The organism is Priestia sp. RMT2NF4 (assembly GCF_047872835.1).
In the GTDB taxonomy this organism is placed as follows: Bacteria; Bacillota; Bacilli; order Bacillales; family Bacillaceae_H; genus Priestia; species Priestia zanthoxyli.
Genome location: NZ_JBLQZO010000006.1, coordinates 110,082 through 128,543, shown reverse-complemented (window position 1 = coordinate 128,543; position 18,462 = coordinate 110,082). Strand labels below are relative to the sequence as shown.

The following is an 18,462-nucleotide window of genomic DNA, read 5'->3' as shown; positions in this document are numbered from 1 at the left end:
TCATTAATTGAATTGTACTTGGATAGTAGAAAACATTGCCACTTTTTTTAATTTAAATATATTTTTTAAACTTACATATCTACTTGCTGTACTTTTTATCTCGAGCTCTTTAACATTGCCAAAATCTCTGCGGAGCTCGCAACTCTTTTATTTTGAATCGTTTCAGCAAGATGTGATACTTTATAAAGTGTTTCCATGCTTTCAATCGGATATTTCCCAGCTGCTGTTTCAGCAGAAAGCATCACTGCATTCGTGCCGTCCAGTACTGCCTGAAACACATCCGTCACCTCGGCTCTTGTAGGAATTGCGCTGCTCACCATTGATTGAAGCATTTGTGTCGCGGTGATCACATATTTATCGTGCAAGCTGCATTCATGAATTAATATTTTTTGGAGAAAAGGAATCCATTCATACGGTAGCTCTACCCCTAAATCTCCTCGTGCAATCATAATTCCATCGCCTTCTTCACATATTTGCTTGAAATTTTCTATAGCTTCCATTGTTTCCACTTTCGCAATCAGCTTTGGTGCATTTAGATGTTTTAAATGGATAAAATCTTTAATGTCTTTTAAATGTTCAGGGGTTCTTACGAACGAACAAGCAAGAAAATCTACTTTTTCTTTCAATAAGAATACGATGTCTTTTTTGTCTTTTTCAGTAATGGCCGGCAAACCGACGCGAGCACCTGGCAAATTCACGCCTTTATGAGACGAAATAGATCCGCCCTTTTTTACCTTTGTGACAAGTGTATCTTCTTCTACTCCTTCAACAGCCAGTTCTACTTGACCGTCATTGATTAAGATTTTGCTTCCTGTTTGAACATCCTTCACGATACCCTTATAGTCAACGCTGGCTCCTTTTTCATTTCCTGACATCTGCTCTGTATATAAAATAAAAGATGCGCCTTCTTTTAACACTATTTCTTTTGACTTTATCACTCCAAGTCTAATTTTAGGACCTTGTAAATCTCCTAAAATTTGAATAGAGGAATTTAAAGATCTTAACGTATCTATAATTGTTTTATGACTTTCATGCGACCCATGAGATAAATTCAGCCGAGCAATTGTCATTCCTTTTTCCAACAGTCTCTCTAGTACATCTTTCTTATTACTAACAGGTCCGATTGTACAGATTCTATCGATTGCCACTGCCTTTCACCATCCTTTTAATGTAGGATGCCCATTTCCATAAAAGAGATAAGCTTTATACAAAAATAGGTATATCACCACAAAAAAATGCCTCTTAGTCAATAACTTGCCTAAGAGACAGCCTTTTTATTACTTTACCCAGCTTTCCGTCACTTTCTTATTTTTAGAAATCCAGTTTTTCACGCCTTTTGTTTCGTCTTTTGCACTGTTAATTTCTGATTCTAATGATGCCAATTGATCAGCGCTAATCGAAAAATCTTTAAGCCACTTTGCTGCTTCTGGATAATCTTCCTTAAAAGCTTTTTTACTGATTGACTGTATTTTCTCAGGTCCAGTTGGATTCATCGTATTTTTGGGATCTTTTAAGTATCTGAGATTATACTTTTCAAAAGCCCAGTGCGGGCGCCATAACGTAACAACAATAGGTTCTTTATTAGCAATGGCTTTATCCAATTCCGATAGCATCGCAGCTGTACTGCTCTCTACTAAATTCCAGTCTGTTAACCCATAGCTGGGCATGGCATGGTCTTTCGTAAGACCATTGATTCCAGATCCCGGTTCAATGCTAATAATCTTTCCGTTAAACTCCCCTTTCTTATTTTTTAAATCACCTATCGACTGCGCGTCTACATAGTCGGGAACGGCTAATCCGCTGTCTGCTTGATTGTACCAAGTGCCGAGAACGTCTACTTGTTTTCCGAATCTTTTCATGTAAGAACTATGGGTAGTAGGCATCCATACATCCAAAAATAAATCAATATTTCCTTGAGCAACTCCTGAGAAAAGCGGGGCTACGTCACTTTGAACTGCTTTAACTTTATAGCCTTTTTCCTCTAATAATTCCTTCCATAAAAACGTAACGGCTACGGCTTCGTCCCATGGTATGTACCCAATTGTAATTTCTTTTTTAGTCGTCGTGCCGCTTGCCGTATTGCTATTTCCGCATGCAGAGACAAGCAGCATGACGACGATTGTTAGCATAATAAAAGAAATTTTTTTTGAATGTTTCATCTAATCCCACCTTTATCCATTTTATTTGCTTGATTGAATATCTTGGCTTTTTCGAGTAGAAAGATGCGTTAAACGATCTAAGATAACGGCAATAATAACAACCGCAATCCCACCGATAAACCCTAAGCCTACATCCAGCATACTGATGCTTCGTAATACCTCTGCACCTAGGCCTCCCGCACCGACCATGGAAGAAATAACAACCATCGAAAGTGATAGCATAATAACTTGGTTTACACCCGACATAATCATAGGCAAAGCGAGCGGCAGCTGGACTTTAATTAATTTTTGCCATTCTGTCGCTCCAAAAGCTTCCGCTGCTTCTAAAGTGGTGTGCGGAACTTGCTGAAGCCCAAGCAGCGTCAGACGAACGGCAGGCGGCATTGCGAAAATAAACGTAGCAATAAGAGCTGTAACATTCCCTAATCCAAACAAAAGTACGGAAGGAATTAAGTAAACAAAAGCAGGCATCGTTTGCATAATATCAAGAATAGGCTTTATGACTGCCCCCACTTTGTTAAAGCGGTGTGATAATATGCCTAAAGGAACGCCGAATAAAAGTGAGATAATCGTAGAAGCTAAAACGAGAGATAAGGTCAGCATTGATGCTTCCCATAAATCCAAGCTAATAATAAGAAGTAACCCAAAACACGTAAATGCAGCTATCTTCCAATCTGTCAACCATAGCGCTAATAGAACAAAAACAAGGACAGTTACTAGCGGAGGAGAGGCTGTCAATGCCCATTCAAGGCTGCTGATTAAACTGGTCATTATCTGGTTGATTCCAGTAAATACACCTGAAAAACTATCAATCATGTAATCAACAAATGAATTTGCCCATTTATCTAAAGGAATACGAGGAATCATCGCAGCATTCACCATCATATTTATCGAACCTCCACTTGATATGATTTAACTTCTTGCTGCTCGGTCACTGCAATACGTTCAGTGAGATTTGCAATAAGAGTGCTCGGGGAAATCATACCTTGTAGGCGATGATGATTATCAACAATGACTACAGGCGAATGACTGTCTGTAAATAGAGGAATCATTTCTTGTAAAGACATATCAGGATTGACGCAATGCGGCTGTGTCAATGCTTTTCCTTTTAAATCATGCTTATGAGCTTCAATAAGCTCCATCACTGTATAGATGCTCATCATACCTAATAAGCGGTCAGAACTATCAAGAACAAAAATCGTAGATAAATGATTGGTTCTCATTCTTCTTAATATAACTTGTGGTGATTCATACTCATAGGCAGCCGTTTCTACCGGAATAACAGCGTCTTTAGCAAGGCGGATTTTGCCGTAATTAACGTCTTGAACAAGCAGTTTTACATAATCGGTTGCGGGTTGACTTAAAATATCTTCAGCCGTTCCAAGCTGTACAATCTCTCCGTCTTTCATTACGGCAGCCCGGTGCCCTAAAGTTAATGCTTCATCTAGATCATGCGTTACAAAGATAACTGTTTTTTGTACTTCTCCTTGAATATCAAGAAATAGCTTTTGCATATCTCTTCGAATAAGAGGATCTAACGCCGAAAAAGGCTCATCCATCAGCAAAATCTCTTGTTCAGAAGCAAGGGCTCTCGCTAATCCAACCCGCTGCTGCATACCTCCTGATAATTCATAAATTCTTTTATAAGCTTGTCCATTTAACCCCACCATTTCAAGCGCCTCTTTCCCTCGCTTTTCCCTTTCGCTTGCTGATATGCCTTGAATTTCTAGACCGAACGTAATATTGTCAATTACGGTGCGGTTTGGAAGAAGGCCTACATTTTGGAATACCATTCCAATTTTATTTCTTCGTACTTGCTGAAGCTGTCTTTTTGGCATATGAGAAATATCTGTATTTTCTAGATATACCGTCCCTTTTGTTGGTTCTATAAGTCCGTTTAAACATCGAAGTAAAGTAGATTTACCGCTTCCTGATAATCCAATTAACACAAAGGTTTCTCCCTTTTTCACTTCGAAATGAGCATTGTAAATAGCAACGGTTGTCTTAGTATCTTGTTCGACTTCATATTTACTTTGTCCAGACTCTCTCAGCTTAAGAGCCTGTTCTTTTTGACGGCCAAACACTTTTGAAACATCGGTAACGCGGATAATGGGTTCTGTTAGTTTAGAGCTTGTACTCAATTTATTTCCCCCTTATTTTTAAAGTAGATTGTTAGAGATGGTCTGGCACACCGAGATAATGTGCCAGACCGCTTCTATTTACTATTCGACCTTCATACCGATTGCTTCTAATACATAATTGTAAAAATGCGAAACGTGCTGTTCGATAGGTACTAAAATCCCTCCTTCTTTATAAGATTTTGAGCTCATATTTTCTTGACACCACTCACACGCTTCAAAATCTTGTAAATTAACGCGGTGAAATAATTCCACGGCATCTTTTGGGTCAAAATCAGGCTTAGCCATTTCTTCCGGGTCGAATAACCATTCGCAAATTACTTTGGACTTTTCTGCACTGATTGGAATAATACGATGAATAATAACGTGATCCGGTGTTAAGTTGATAAATACAAGCGGCAGAACGGTAATGCCAAAATACGTGCGGTCATCTTCAGGAAGCAACCCTTTTAACATAGGACGGCTTCCTTTCCCGCTAATTGAAAAACCTTCTAACTCATTGCCAAACTTAGCTCCACCCCCTACTGAATTTTGAGTGCCGACTCCCGAACGAAATTCAGGCAACGTTGCCGTAAGCTCAGGGTGAATAGAGGAACAGTGATAACACTCTTGAAAGTTTTCTACAATAAGCTTCCAGTTTGCCTCGACTTCGTACTCTTCACGATGAGCGGATTTTAAATTTTGAATTTCATACCTAGCAAACGTATAAAGCTCTCCAAAACGATCAAAAATTTGTGCGTCTAGCTGATATTCAACAGATATCGGATTGTCTGATAAATTAACCCAAACCATGCCGTGCCACACTTCAATGTGAACGGATGTTAGTCCGTAACTTTCGTTATGCACGAGTTCTTCTCGACAGTGGCTTGTGTTAGGAACACCTACTAAATCACCATCTAAGCTATAGCTCCACGAATGATACGGACAGCGAATGACCCCTGCTTTACCGGATGCTTGGCTGCACAGCTTAGCTCCTCGATGCCGACATACGTTTAAAAATCCTCGCAGTATATGGTCTTTTCCTCTAGTAATTAAAATATTTTCGCCTTCAACTCTCGTTGTAATATATTGTCCTGGTTCTGCTATTTCGTATTCAAATGCAACTAAACTCCATGATTTAGAAAATATATGATCTTTTTCTAACTTAAAAATGTCCGAAGATGTATACAGCTCTCCTTTCAACGTGGGCTCAAGTCTCCCATTATCATTTACTAAACCATGTTCCATAACCATCTGCTATTCCTCCTTCGCTTCTTTAGAAACATTTAAATAGAACCATTCGCAAGAGCTGACGACGATTTATACTATTTTGTTCGCCGCAAATCGCTGCGGAGCAAACAAATCAATGGGGTGATTGGTTTTTCCCTCTGTCACTAAATCTGCTAAAATCTCTCCTACTACGCTTGCAAACTTAAAACCATGTCCGGAAAATCCCGCTGCAATTGCTACTTGAGGATATTCAGGATGCAGCGAAATGACAAAATGTTCATCTGGTGTATTGGTATACATGCACGTTTTCCCTTGTAAAAACCGACCGTTGAGCTGCGGAAGACCTTGAGCTAGATAGTGCCGCATCATGTTCACTTCATCTTCATATATATTTCGATCAATCGTTTCCGGCGTACACGCCGTTCCTTTTCGGAAAAACGCCACTTTTGCTCCTTCAGCCTTTAATCCAAAAGAAGGGAAACCATACAACTGTACATAATCATCTGCTTCCCAAATATAAATCGGCTGTTTTCCCACTGAAAAAACGTCTATTCCTTGTGTTGGTTCAAAAAACATTTGCACATGACGCTCTACTTGTAAGCTAACACCTAATTCCCGTAATAAATCGGGTGCCCAGGCGCCTGCAGAAATAATGATTTTTCCAGCTTCATATATTCCATTAGCTGTTACAACACGCACGCCTTCACCAGAAGGATGGGCTTCCCACGACACCACTTCTTCAAAAAAATGAAGCTCAGCTCCGTATTTTTCTGCTTGAAGAAGGTGAGTATATACGCTTGCTTCCGGCCTAACGAATCCAGCTTTTTCTTCATATAGAGCAACCGTAGCAGGTGAAGGTGTAAATACCGGAAACCGTTTGTAAATATCCTTTGCTTCTAGAATCTCATACGCAAGATTCCACTGTTTAGAGCTTTCGATGCTTCCAGAAACCGTCAAGCTATCAGGAGGTCCCATCATAAGTCCACCGGTAACCGTAAGAATTTCTTGACCGCTTTCTCTTTCAATTTCATTCCACAATTCGTAGGCGCGAAGCAACAATGGAACATAAGCAGGGTCTTCAAAATACGACTGCCGAATAATTCTAGAACCGCCGTGACTCGATCCTAGATCATGAGCAGGACCGTATTGTTCTAACCCCAATACCCGCTGCCCTTTTTTGGCGAGCTGATAAGCAGCCGTACTCCCCATAGCTCCTAATCCGATAATAATGACATCATAATGTGTTGACATCTGCATTCCTCCTGCCTTTCGATTGATCAATTAAACTACCGCTGGGGAGTGTGTCATCATTGCTGCTTTATAACGCTGACCAAAGTATTCAACTTCTAAAACCATTTCTTCATGTACAGCTTGAGATAATAAGGTGTGTACAATTCCTTTGCCTAAGCTGTATGAATAGCCAGCACTTGTCACAAATCCGAGGGCCGTTTCTCCATAAAAGACCGGTTCATATCCCATTACTATCGCTGAAGGATCATCTAATACGAGCGTCGCTAATACTGTTTCAGAATCTTTTCGCTGACGATCAAGCAATGCCTCTTTTCCAATAAAAACTGGTTTTGTTAAATCAACCATTTCATGAAGGTCGACTTCATATGGATGATGTTCACTCCAAAAGTCTTTCCCGCTTTTTAACGAAAAAGATTCAATTCGAAGGTTTTCAAGAGCTCGGTCTCCCCCAGCAATCAGCTGATAAGGCTGTCCTTCTTCCATTAATAAATCCCATAAATTCAGACCTTGATCGGAAGTCGTAATTAATTCCCAGCTCTCCATTCCCCCGCAGGAATCACGCAGAGCAAGGACTGAAACATTTTCGATAAACAGCGTTTTCGCTTGCCCTTCAATCCAAGTGTTGCCAAGGTCTGAGCGTTGAACCATGGACTTCATTACTCCTGTAGCTTTAGGGCCAATTAATGCTAAACTGCATGTCCCTGACGTTACATCTTGAAAAACAACTTGATCGCTGTGTGGCACGTGTTTTTGAATCCAGCTTGCTTCTACAGCTCCCGTACAAACAATCAAGAAAGTGGATATATTTTTGCGAATAACCGTTATTTGATCTTTTATGCCGCCTCGCTCATGCAACATACACGTGCGTATGCTTTGACCTACTGCAATGTCTATATTTCCTGTCGTTAGCTTCTGTAAAAACTGGAGAGCTCCTTCTCCTTTAATTTCTAACCTTTTCTTTGCTGCCGTTGTATCGTAAAGAGCTGCGTGCTGACGAGTATGCAAATGTTCAGCTTCAATAATTGGTGACCAATATTCAGCAGCCCATCCATTTCTTATTACCATCACCTTTTCATAAGTAGATATAAGCGGATAGTTAGCTTCATACCACTGGGGCTGCTCCCATCCTGCTTTTTCATTAAAATAAGCTTTCAGTTCTTGTTGACGCATATAAAATGGACTCACGCGCATGTTTCGCGATACTTTTCGCTGCATAAATGGATGGTGAATACTATAAACCTCTTCATACTCTTCAATAGACCGCTGTTTGTAATAAGCAGGGCTGCATGCATACGTATCGAAACGATTAATGTCGCATAGCTCTAAATCCACAGTCGGCGCACCATTCATCATCCATTCAGCCATCTGTTTTGCGACACCTGCAGAGTGCGTTACCCATATAGCTTCTGCTACCCAAAATCCCTGTACCGTTTGTGATTCACCAAGCAGCGGCATACCATCGGGCGTGAATGAAAAAATGCCGTTCATTCCTTTTTTTATTCCCGTTTGTTTTAATGCCGGAATTAACTCTATTGAATCTTCCCACGGTTTTTCAAAATCTTTTGGTGTAAAAGGTTTAACAGAAGGCATTTCTTTTGTTTCTCCGTATTTTGTAATATCACTGAGTTCGACTGGAAACGGCTCATGCTGATATGATCCAATCCCAAGCCCTTTTTCTACTTGACGAAAATAAATTGAATTATCTTGATCTCGAATAAGAGGAGTGGCGGCTTCTTCCGTTTCTCCGTTCAACTCAAGTAAATCATTTGTAAACACATATTGATGAGCCATTGGCTGAAGAGGGATCGTTACACCGACCATTTCTCCGATGCGAGGTCCCCAAAATCCAGCACAGCATACGATTACATCTGCTTCGAATTTCCCGACACTTGTGTACACTGCTTTTACTTGACCCTTTGTCACTTCAATATCCGTCACTTCTGTATGACCGTAAAACTCTACTCCGCACTCTTTAGAAAAACGAGTCATTTTATCAACGGCATGCAAAGGTTTAGCAATACCGTCTGACGGAACATAGAGACCTCCGCAAATACAATCAGGACAAATCAACGAATTTTTTTCCGCGCATTCCTGTGGTGAAAGAAGAAAAGCTTCGATTCCCCATGAGCTGGCAACACCAGCCTTTCTCTTTAGATCTTCTAATCGCTCTGGTGTACGGGCAACTTCTAAACTGCCGACAGGATAAAACGAGCGCTGTTCATCTGTACTCAACTCTTTAAAGGTCTCGACTGTTTGAGAAGCTAGTGTTGTCAGGATTTTTGAAAAGCTAAGCTGAAATACAAGCCCCGGAGCGTGAGAAGTAGATCCTCCTGTTTCAAGCAAAGGGCCTTGCTCAATCACTGTTATGTTTCTTTGCCCCATTTTACTTAAATAGTAGGCAATGCTGCACCCGACAATTCCAGCTCCTATCACTACTATCCTCTTATGTTCCATCACTTTATATCTCCCTCCTTTTTTGGTTTGAAGATGTTAAATATTGTCGATAGTTAATTATATTTTTAATATTCATAATTTTCAAAGTATTTTGTCAAAAAGTGTGACATAGATTTTTTTTCCCTTTCTTCCGCTAATGTTCGGATAACGCTTTCTTAACTTTAAAATACCAGAAAAATCGCCGTTTTTTTCTTTCGAATAACGAATTTTAAAGAAACTATCTATCTGTCAAAATGACACTTATCAATGAATGGTTATACCAAAAATGACGGAAAGAAGATAGCTAAAATAACTTAGCTATCTTCTTTTTAAACCATTTACCGATTAATTAATTTTGAAGGCTTAAATACTTTTGCTTATTTTTAGACCAAAGTTGCCTGTTTGACTACTTTTTTCATTTCTTCCGCAACGTTTCTTTTGTCTTTTTCACTTGTAATCCCCCCGCCTACAATCACAAGATCCGGCTGTGACTGCACGACTTCAGGAAGTGTATTCAGTTTAATACCTCCTGCCACCGCTGTTTTTGCATTTTTCACAACTCGTTTAATCGTTTGAAGCTGCTCAAACGGAGTCTCTCCTTCAGCTTGAAGATCATACCCTGTGTGTACACAAATATAGTCAACACCGAGTGCATCGACTTCTTTTGCACGTTGTTCAAGGTTTTTTACATTAATCATATCGACAAGAATTTGTGTTCCTTGTTTTTTGGCCTCTTCTACAGCGCCTTTTATAGTCGAATCGTCAGTAGCACCAAGAATGGTAATAATACTAGCACCCGCTTCAGAAGCTTTCATTACTTCATAAGCACCTGCATCCATAATTTTCAAATCAGCTAATACCTTTAAAGACGGAAATGCTTCCTTGATTTCTTTGACTGCTTTTAGCCCTTCGTTAATCACAACCGGAGTACCAATTTCTACAATATCGATATACTCTTGAACCTCCTGCACTACTTCTTTTGCCTCTGAAATATTTACAAGATCCAATGCTAATTGAAGTTCCATACCTGCTTCACTCCTTCATTAAATGGGGTTGCCTAGCATGAATTCATTGTAAAACCGTTACTTTCAAAAAAAAAGTAGGCACTTTTAAAACATATAGTCACTAAAAATATACTATGGATGCTTCGGTGTATCTTATCACTTGTATTTATTTTAGAAAATTCTGAATAATAAAGGCGTTTTTGTAACCTTCTCAAGAAAAGATTTTATCCCATATGTGTGGAGTTATTCATTTCAGGTTCTATAAAGGTTTCCATATAATTTTTTCCCCACTCGTCCATGCTTTCAAGAATGGGCATCAAGCTTCTCCCGTGCTCAGTCAAGGAATATTCAACTTTTGGAGGTACAACCGGATAGACTTTTCGGTGAACGATTTGATCTTCTTCTAATTCTCGCAGCTGACTTACTAACATTCGCTGAGTAATTCCCGGCATCATAGATTTTAACTCACCAAATCGCTTTGTTCCTTCTTTTCCTAGATGCCACATAATCAACATTTTCCACTTGCCTCCAATAATCGTCAACGTTAATTCCTTTTCACAGTTAAACGTTTTGCTAAAAAGTCTGCTCAATCCTTTTTCCTCCCTTTTTATGCGTAATAGTATAGTTTTAGACACTATATGAAAATAAAGTGTCTACTTATAAAGGAAAATTGTACCTGCTATACTGTAATCTGTAAAGATGGTAAAAGACTATATTCACTGCAATAGACCGTTAAAATAAAGGAGGAGATCAATTGGACAGCGTAGCTCGTTCACGTGATAATTGTCTCAAGTCTCATTTACCACAAGCGTTAGAAGTGGATTCCATGACCTTTATCTTATTTGGAGCAACAGGAGATTTAGCTAAAAGAAAAATTTTTCCTGCGTTATATAATTTATTTTTAGATAAAAAGCTGCCTTCTTCCTTTTCTATTGTTGGTACGGGTAGAAGCAACTGGTCTAATGATGCCTTTCAAATATATGTAGGAGAATCCGTAAAGACTTTTTCAAGGCGCTTTAGCCAAGGTGAATCCAAGATAAAAGAATTTCTTAAGACAGTTCGCTATCATAAAATGGATGTTACCAACAGTGATGGATATGACCAGTTGCTGCATGCTATTCAAGAAGGTGAAGCAGAATTAAATATTCCTGAAAATCGTCTTTTCTATTTATCAGTGGCTCCTGAATTTGTAGACGTTATTGCTTCAAATATAAATAGCGGCGGATTAGGATCTACAAAAGGCTGGAAACGTCTTATTATCGAAAAGCCTTTCGGACACGATTTACAATCTGCTCAAGTGTTAAATCAAAAGCTTACTGAAACGTTCAATGAAGAAGAGATTTATCGTATCGACCACTATCTGGGAAAACCAATGATTCAAAATTTGGAGGCTCTAGCAGCTGCAAACCCTATTTTACAAGCACTATGGAATCATCACTACGTTGCAAATGTCCAAATTACAGCTAGTGAAACAGTTGGTGTAGAAGAAAGAGCGCCTTACTATGATCAGTCCGGTGCAATTAGGGATATGTTCCAAAACCATATGCTTCAAATGCTTATGATGACTGCCATGCAGCTGCCAAAGACACTTAACATCGCAAAGACTCGCCAACAAAAGATAAAAATTATGAAAAGCCTTCGCCCTCTACAAAAAGAGGTTATCCATTCGAACGTCATAAGAGGTCAATACGAAGCGGGAAAAATCCAAAATCGTTCCGTTATAGGATATAAAGAAGAGCCCGGCATCAATGCTGCTTCCGTCAATGACACATTTATAGCAGTCCGGGTATGGATTGATCATGAGCTTTGGAAAGGAGTGCCTTTCTATCTTCGCACGGGAAAAAGAATGAGTAAAAAATGCACGCGTATCGTCATTGAATTTAAACATCCTTTAAAGGAGGTTTATACAGCCGATGAAATCATTCCTAACCTTTTAGTTGTCGAAATCAGCCCAAATGAAGGTATTTCGCTGCAATTAAACAGCAAAAATCCTTTGAATGGCAATAAAATCGAACCTATTTTTATCAATTTCTCCACAAATCAAAAAGAAGTACCAGAAGCTTATGAACTGCTGTTATTTGATGCTCTACAGGGAGACTCCACATTTTTTGCTCATTGGGAAGAAGTTGAATTATCTTGGAAATGGGTGCAGCCTATTTTAGAAGCTTTTAACAATGAGGGCTTTCCTCTTCATTTTTACTCTGCTGGTACAATGGGACCAACAGCTTCAAAGCATTTGTTAGAAGAAGATGGGTTTAAGTGGTGGTAGTTTTATAATTACCCTAGATTATTTCTAATCTATAAAAAGAGATTGAGACATAACTAAAACAATGGAAAGATCCGAATGATACATTGTTCGGACCTTCCTTTAACTAAAACATTCGTGTTCCATCCTCTTTTTGTACATGTTTCAAATAACTTCACCTGGCTAAATCTATGTCACTTAAAAAATTAAATCTTCGTATCTTCTTTATTTAATATCAGCCATTTGATTTTTCGATCTCGCTCTTTTCTTTCTTGTTCATCAACTAAATCATATTTCTTCAGCAAATGAAACATCTCGTTTAATGTTGTTTGCGAAGGGTTTCGCACGAGAAACTCATGAAATAATGAACGAATATCTTCTGGCAGCCACTGTGACTGCGAATTAAACTTCTGATGTACATCTTCTAACGAGTGGTCTAAATTACATTTACCCATACCTTTTCCTCCCCTTTTATGTAACTGTTTTGCATTTTTTAGTCTTTTTGGCGTTTAAACGTATTTGGCATAACAACTGCCACAACTTCTCCGGTCGCAACAATAATGTCATTCGCGTATACTTCTGTTTTAACTCTCCATTTCTTCGGGTGAATTTCTTCAACGGTTCCTATCGCTTTTAGTACTTCACCCTGTGGCGTTGGTTTTTTAAAATCTACGTGGAGAGAACCGGTAACAAACCGCGGCGGCTCTGCTGAATCTCCTATTTCGCAGCCATTTTTACGGTATAGAGCAAGAGATGCAGAGCCTGTTCCATGACAATCAATCAGTGATGCAAGAAGTCCGCCATATACAAATCCTGGTATAGCTGTATGTTCAGGCTTAGGTGTATAAAGGGTAATTGTTTTTTCTCCTAGCCATCCTGTCCGAAAATGATAGCCGTCTTGATTTAATCGGCCGCAGCCGTAACACCATGCAAAATCATCCGGATATTCGTCTTGAATCGCTTTTACTACTTTTTCCATGGCTCACCACTCCTTTTTTCGGAATATTTTAACACATTTTCTCTTACAATCGTTAGAACTAAACGGACTATTTTCAAGCTTACATAACTAAAAATCTTAGAAGAAAAGCCTCACTTAAAAAATAAGTGAGGCCTTATCGTTAAAATTCTTCATAGGCAGCGGGGTCTTGATTATTAAGTCTTCCATCTTCGCGGTTCAATTCTGAAAGAATATTCATCTCCGTTTCATCTAAAGAAAATGAAAAAATCGATATGTTTTCAAGCTGCCGCTTGCGAGATGACGATTTTGGGATTGAAATGGCGCCTAGCTGATAATGCCATCGCAAAATCACTTGTGAAACTGTCTTATTATGACGGTCTGCAATTTGTTTAATTGTTTCATTTTCTAAAACAGCACTCGCTCGTCCTAGTGGACTCCAAGATTCAATTTGAATGTTTTTCTCTTGATACCAATTTCGATATTGATGTTGATTAAAAAAAGGATGCAGTTCTATTTGATTGATGCTTGGTAAAATGCCGGTCTCTTTTTCCAAGCGCTCAATATGCTCGGGAAGAAAATTACAAACACCAATTGAACGAATCAAGCCCCAGCGCTTCGCATCAATCAGTGCTTGCCAAGCTTCTACATAATGATCTTGTTTAGGATTAGGCCAATGAATAAGATACAAATCGTAATAGTCTAAATTCGCCCGATATAAAGATTCTTGAATGGTAGGAATTGCTTTGTCATACGTATGGTATCGCCCTGGGAGTTTAGAGGTAACAAATAGTTCTTGTCTAGAAACCGGTGTTTTTCGGAGAGCTTGCCCCACAGTGCCTTCATTTTCGTAATTATAAGCAGTATCGATTAAACGATACCCTACATCAATCGCACTCGTTATAGCGTTGACTCCTTCATTTCCGTTAAGCTTGTATGTACCAAAACCTATAGCAGGCAAGGTTACCCCGTCATTAAGGGTTATTTCAGGAATTACTTTACTCATTATTATCCACTCCTTTCGATCATGCCCTAAGGTTAGCATATATTATCCAATACTTGAATAAATTTGCATCACTCCTTTTCACAAAGGAGTGATGCTTTTAAAACAATCCAAAAAGCGATTACGGAGAAACCTCCGTTTTAAACTCGTTAACTTCGCACTTTTCTGCTTCTTTCTTGTTTTTAGTTAACGTAAAGAAAGCTACAAAACCTAAAAGCGCCGTACTAAATAAGATAGCAGCCATCGGAATCGCTGTTGTTTCGTTAATCCCTACTAAAGGAGAAACAATTGATCCTAAAGTTAATGGAAGCATACCTAACACGGCACTCGCACTCCCTGCTCTATGTCCTTGATTTTTCATTGCCAATGTCACCGAGCCTGTGATCGTCATTCCTATAGAGATCATGTAAATAAAAATGGGAATAACAATCGTAGCAAGCGGTCCTTTAAGCATACTCATGATAAGAAGTACGCTAGTAGCACTTACAGCCGTAATCACGGCAATGCGAAGCAGGCTTCTTTCATGGATAATTCCGCTAAAGCGCCCAATAATAAAGCTTCCAGTCACAATAGCCAAGCCGTTAATACCAAACAAAATGCTAAAAACTTGCGGAGAAACATGGTATATCCCTTGATAGACAAATGGAGTGCCTGATACATAAGCAAAGCTTCCTCCATGGACCAGTCCGATAATTAGGGCATATCCAATAAAAGAACGGTCTTGTAATAAACTGCCCATTGTGCGAACAGAATGACCAATTGAACTTGGTGTTCTATTTTCAATGGGCAAAGTTTCTTTTAAACGCATTGAGATTGTTAAAACAATTAAAAGACCTATTAAACTTAAAAACAAGAAAATAGTATGCCAGCTTGCAAAAGGAAGAAGTAAAATAGCACCTCCGGCCATTGGTGCTATCATTGGTGCAAAGGCATTGATAACCATTAACAGAGCAAAAAACTTCGTAAGTTCTCTTCCGCTAAAAACGTCTCTGACAATGGCGCGAGAAAGAACAACTCCTGCCGAAGCCGTAAACCCCTGCAAAAAGCGTGCGATAACTAAAGCCGTGATAGTAGGAGCCAGTGCACAGAGCAATGACGATAACATAAATAAAGAGATGGAGATGAGTAAAGGTCCTTTTCGTCCCTTTGCATCACTGATTGGACCAATCACGATTTGACCAACGGCAAGTCCTAGTAGACACGATGTTAAGCTAAGCTGTACAAGTGAAGCTCGCGCATCTAAATGATCAGCAATAGCAGGAAAACTTGGCAAATACATATCGATATTAAGCGGACCTAATATCGCAAGCGTGCTGAGAAGAAACGCTAATCCTAGACGTTTTTTTCCAGTTGGATTATGAAGCATAATAGCAGAGCACCTTCCTTACCTAAATATTGTATTTTCACAGATAACCTCTAGTCTATTGAAAGGCACCCCTTCTGTCTAGGACATTTGTCTAGAGATGCAGATAAAGTTCCACTGGCAAAGAAGGAGGTATGAGTAACTACAACTACATACGGTTAACATAAAAAACAGCGCTTGAAATTCCTCCAAGCGCTGTTTTTTATATACTATCTAATGCCTGCTGTAAATCTCTCATAATATCTTCCCAAGCTTCCAGCCCAACTGATAAACGAAGAAGTTCATTTGAGATGCCCATTTCTTTTCGAGCTTCTTGCGGCACAACTGCATGCGTCATCGAGGCAGGATGCTGAATAAGTGTTTCAGCATCGCCAAGACTCACCGCGATGGAAATGAGCTTAAGCTGATTCACCACTTTTACGGTTTCTTTATAACCGCCTTCCACTTCAAAAGAGAGAAGCCCCCCTCCTTTTTTCATTTGCTTTTTCATGAGAGAATAAGCAGTGCTGTTTTTATCCCCTGGATAATAAACGGCTTTTACCTTGGGATGGAGACTTAATTGTTTTGCGATATGTTCAGCATTCTCACAGTGGCGATCCATTCGAACGGCCAGCGTTTTTAAGCCTCGGAGTAACAGCCACGCATCAAATGGTGAAAGAATACCTCCAATATCTTTTTGCGTTGTTTTGCGCAGTACGGAAATAACCTCTTTGTCCCCTACTACAATTCCTGCCACAACATCTCCGTGTCCACCAATAAATTTAGTTGCGCTATGAATAACTAAGTCGCATCCAAGCTTCAGCGGCTGCTGCAAATAAGGAGTTGAAAAGGTATTGTCTACTACCACGGGAATTCCTTTTTGTTTGGCGATACAAGTAACTAACTCTAAATCTACTAAAGTCATAGTCGGGTTAATCGGTGTTTCAATATAAATACATGCTGTATCTTCTTTGATAGCAGCAAGAATTTCTTCCTCAGTTTCCAAGTTGGAAAAAGAATGATGGATTTGATATTTTTCCTCAAGCATTTCCAGTAAACCAAACGTGCATCCATACACTCCTTTAGAACATAAAATATGATCGCCTGCTTTTGTAAGTCCAATCAATACAGCCGATACTGCAGCCATTCCTGATCCAAATGCCAAAGCGGCTTCGCCTTCTTCAAGCTGTGCCATACGCTCTTCTAAAATGGTGACCGTTGGATTAGATAAACGAGAATATACATAACCATTTTCTTCTCCGCTAAATCGGTTTGCACCTTGTTCTAGAGATGAAAATGTAAATGTAGACGTTTGATAAATAGGTGGAGCTAAACTATCAAAATGATGTTTTGATTCGTACCCTGCGTGAATGGCTTTTGTTTCAAACTGATATTTCTTTTTTTCGTTCATACAGCTTCCCCCTTATGCAAACAAGCGCTGTGTCATTTTTAAAAATGTAAGCGTTTTCTTTTATTATATTTCTCTTTTCTTTTTTCGTTCCCTGCCTATCTATGTAGATAATTCCACCGTAGAGAAGGAAGCGACATGCACACTGCACCTCGCTTTACTTCATCATTTGTTTAATTAGTATTGAATTACGCTTTTTAAATACTTCATTATGAGAAGAAACCATAGCTGTCTTAGCAGCAGAGGGCTGAACGAATTGTTTTGCTTTGTTTACGGCATTAGCAGCATCTTGAAAAGCGCCGGTAATCAAATGGACTTTTCCTTCGTGCATGAGAATATCTCCAGCTGCATATACACCTTCTACAGACGTTTCGCTTGCTGCATTACCTGCAACGTAATAGTCATCAATGGTTTTGATATGTAGTTCGCTGTTTTTTAACAGCTCTGTATCTCTTTTATAACCGTGATTAATGATAACTTCGTCAATCGATAAATAAGAAACCTCACCGGTTTGATGATTAGTCAGCTCAACTTTTTCAATAAATTCATGCGTCGCATCAGCCACTAATTTTGTAATAGATGTGTTAAGCAGACACCGAGCCGAACTGTTTATTAATTGTCTTACTTGTGCTTCATGACCGTTTAGTTCACTGTTTCGGTACGTAATATATACCTTTTTAGCAACGGGCTCTAGCTCATTTGCCCAATCAATGGCTGAATTGCCTCCCCCGGAAACAATCACCGTTTTATTTTTAAAATGCTGCAGAGATTTAACCGTATAGTTTAAGTTTGATATTTCAAATCGTTCTGCTCCTTCAATTTTGAGCTTTTGCGGATTTAAAATACCTCCTCCAACAGCAAGGATAATGGTTTTAGAGTAATGATGTTCACCTGAAGAACCCGTCAGCTGGAAAATACCATCTTTCAAGCGAGAAATGGATTCAATCTTCTCATCTAAAACAACAGTCGGATCAAACGTCAGTCCTTGTTCCACAAGCTGTTCAATAAGCTTCGCACCGGAAATAGGCGTTTGGCCCCCTACATCCCAAATCATTTTTTCAGGATAAACGTGAAGTTTTCCGCCTAGTTTTGGCTGATATTCAATCAGCTTTGTTTTCATTTCCCTTAGCCCGCTATAAAAGGCAGAATAAAGGCCAGCCGGTCCCCCGCCTATAATTGTCACATCAAAAAGTTCATTGTGTATCATGCACGTTCACTCCTCGTAATCAATTGTCATTGATTATCATTCTCATTTAAATATACATCTTCTTCAACGTTTTGACAATAAAAATAACTATTGACATCCGGAAACGTT

The 18,462-nt window shown here is 39.2% G+C and carries 16 protein-coding genes; 1 reads left to right on the top strand and 15 read right to left on the bottom strand.

Annotated elements, in window-relative coordinates; all coding sequences use genetic code 11:
- Positions 1-95 precede the first annotated feature (95 nt).
- The 9 genes from ACMX9J_RS22045 to ACMX9J_RS22005 form a co-directional block, all read right to left on the bottom strand.
- The gene (locus ACMX9J_RS22045; protein WP_416226172.1) at positions 96-1,148 is read right to left on the bottom strand and encodes a pyruvate kinase; all 1,053 of its coding nucleotides are present in this window, start codon (positions 1,146-1,148) and stop codon (positions 96-98) included.
- Positions 1,149-1,277: 129 nt separating this feature from the next.
- Positions 1,278-2,159: a glycine betaine ABC transporter substrate-binding protein gene (locus ACMX9J_RS22040; RefSeq protein WP_416226171.1), complete on the bottom strand. Its 882-nt coding sequence runs from the start codon at positions 2,157-2,159 to the stop codon at positions 1,278-1,280.
- 21 nt (positions 2,160-2,180) lie between these two features.
- Complete coding sequence (locus ACMX9J_RS22035; protein ID WP_028413966.1) at positions 2,181-3,044, bottom strand: ABC transporter permease; 864 nt, start codon at positions 3,042-3,044, stop codon at positions 2,181-2,183.
- Positions 3,045-3,046: 2 nt separating this feature from the next.
- Positions 3,047-4,300 carry a quaternary amine ABC transporter ATP-binding protein gene (locus ACMX9J_RS22030; protein ID WP_416226170.1) on the bottom strand — a complete coding sequence of 418 codons (1,254 nt, stop codon included), beginning with the start codon at positions 4,298-4,300 and terminating at the stop codon, positions 3,047-3,049.
- Between the two features lie 81 nt (positions 4,301-4,381).
- A complete protein-coding gene (locus ACMX9J_RS22025) occupies positions 4,382-5,530 on the bottom strand; it encodes an aromatic ring-hydroxylating oxygenase subunit alpha (RefSeq protein ID WP_047751332.1) in 1,149 nt (382 codons plus the stop codon).
- Between the two features lie 66 nt (positions 5,531-5,596).
- On the bottom strand, positions 5,597-6,757 hold the full coding sequence (solA, locus tag ACMX9J_RS22020; RefSeq protein ID WP_028413969.1) for an N-methyl-L-tryptophan oxidase: 1,161 nt from the start codon (positions 6,755-6,757) through the stop codon (positions 5,597-5,599).
- Positions 6,758-6,787: 30 nt separating this feature from the next.
- Positions 6,788-9,211, bottom strand: coding sequence for a GcvT family protein (locus tag ACMX9J_RS22015; protein WP_416226190.1), 2,424 nt, complete (start codon positions 9,209-9,211; stop codon positions 6,788-6,790).
- A gap of 362 nt (positions 9,212-9,573) precedes the next feature.
- Complete coding sequence (gene hxlA / locus ACMX9J_RS22010) at positions 9,574-10,215, bottom strand: 3-hexulose-6-phosphate synthase (RefSeq protein ID WP_013056245.1); 642 nt, start codon at positions 10,213-10,215, stop codon at positions 9,574-9,576.
- A gap of 203 nt (positions 10,216-10,418) precedes the next feature.
- Positions 10,419-10,784: a winged helix-turn-helix transcriptional regulator gene (locus ACMX9J_RS22005; protein WP_014460848.1), complete on the bottom strand. Its 366-nt coding sequence runs from the start codon at positions 10,782-10,784 to the stop codon at positions 10,419-10,421.
- 164 nt (positions 10,785-10,948) lie between these two features.
- Between ACMX9J_RS22005 and zwf the strand changes: the two genes are divergently transcribed.
- On the top strand, positions 10,949-12,463 hold the full coding sequence (zwf, locus tag ACMX9J_RS22000; RefSeq protein ID WP_080974242.1) for a glucose-6-phosphate dehydrogenase: 1,515 nt from the start codon (positions 10,949-10,951) through the stop codon (positions 12,461-12,463).
- Between the two features lie 182 nt (positions 12,464-12,645).
- Here zwf and ACMX9J_RS21995 read toward each other — a convergent pair whose 3' ends face one another.
- The 6 genes from ACMX9J_RS21995 to ACMX9J_RS21970 all read right to left on the bottom strand — a co-directional run bounded on the left by ACMX9J_RS21995 (position 12,646) and on the right by ACMX9J_RS21970 (position 18,354).
- Positions 12,646-12,894, bottom strand: a complete 249-nt coding sequence (locus ACMX9J_RS21995; protein ID WP_028413972.1) for a hypothetical protein — start codon at positions 12,892-12,894, stop codon at positions 12,646-12,648.
- A gap of 38 nt (positions 12,895-12,932) precedes the next feature.
- Positions 12,933-13,418 (bottom strand): PaaI family thioesterase, encoded by a 486-nt coding sequence (locus ACMX9J_RS21990; RefSeq protein WP_416226169.1) that lies wholly within the window; start codon positions 13,416-13,418, stop codon positions 12,933-12,935.
- A 139-nt stretch (positions 13,419-13,557) separates the two neighbouring features.
- Entirely contained in the window at positions 13,558-14,400 is an 843-nt protein-coding gene (locus ACMX9J_RS21985) for an aldo/keto reductase (protein WP_034266604.1), read from the bottom strand.
- A gap of 118 nt (positions 14,401-14,518) precedes the next feature.
- The gene (locus ACMX9J_RS21980) at positions 14,519-15,763 is read right to left on the bottom strand and encodes a Bcr/CflA family efflux MFS transporter (RefSeq protein WP_416226168.1); all 1,245 of its coding nucleotides are present in this window, start codon (positions 15,761-15,763) and stop codon (positions 14,519-14,521) included.
- Positions 15,764-15,962: 199 nt separating this feature from the next.
- Complete coding sequence (megL, locus tag ACMX9J_RS21975) at positions 15,963-17,150, bottom strand: methionine gamma-lyase (protein WP_416226167.1); 1,188 nt, start codon at positions 17,148-17,150, stop codon at positions 15,963-15,965.
- Positions 17,151-17,304: 154 nt separating this feature from the next.
- Complete coding sequence (locus tag ACMX9J_RS21970) at positions 17,305-18,354, bottom strand: NAD(P)/FAD-dependent oxidoreductase (RefSeq protein WP_028413977.1); 1,050 nt, start codon at positions 18,352-18,354, stop codon at positions 17,305-17,307.
- Between the last annotated feature and the right edge of the window lie 108 nt (positions 18,355-18,462).

Coding starts and splice junctions, on each gene's coding strand:
- ACMX9J_RS22040 (WP_416226171.1), bottom strand. CDS start 2,159: ATGAAACATTCAAAAAAAATTTCTTTTATTATGCTAACAATCGTCGTC.
- ACMX9J_RS22035 (WP_028413966.1), bottom strand. CDS start 3,044: ATGATGGTGAATGCTGCGATGATTCCTCGTATTCCTTTAGATAAATGG.
- ACMX9J_RS22025 (WP_047751332.1), bottom strand. CDS start 5,530: ATGGTTATGGAACATGGTTTAGTAAATGATAATGGGAGACTTGAGCCC.
- solA (WP_028413969.1), bottom strand. CDS start 6,757: ATGTCAACACATTATGATGTCATTATTATCGGATTAGGAGCTATGGGG.
- ACMX9J_RS22015 (WP_416226190.1), bottom strand. CDS start 9,211: ATGGAACATAAGAGGATAGTAGTGATAGGAGCTGGAATTGTCGGGTGC.
- hxlA (WP_013056245.1), bottom strand. CDS start 10,215: ATGGAACTTCAATTAGCATTGGATCTTGTAAATATTTCAGAGGCAAAA.
- ACMX9J_RS21995 (WP_028413972.1), bottom strand. CDS start 12,894: ATGGGTAAATGTAATTTAGACCACTCGTTAGAAGATGTACATCAGAAG.
- ACMX9J_RS21990 (WP_416226169.1), bottom strand. CDS start 13,418: ATGGAAAAAGTAGTAAAAGCGATTCAAGACGAATATCCGGATGATTTT.
- ACMX9J_RS21985 (WP_034266604.1), bottom strand. CDS start 14,400: ATGAGTAAAGTAATTCCTGAAATAACCCTTAATGACGGGGTAACCTTG.
- ACMX9J_RS21980 (WP_416226168.1), bottom strand. CDS start 15,763: ATGCTTCATAATCCAACTGGAAAAAAACGTCTAGGATTAGCGTTTCTT.
- megL (WP_416226167.1), bottom strand. CDS start 17,150: ATGAACGAAAAAAAGAAATATCAGTTTGAAACAAAAGCCATTCACGCA.
- ACMX9J_RS21970 (WP_028413977.1), bottom strand. CDS start 18,354: ATGATACACAATGAACTTTTTGATGTGACAATTATAGGCGGGGGACCG.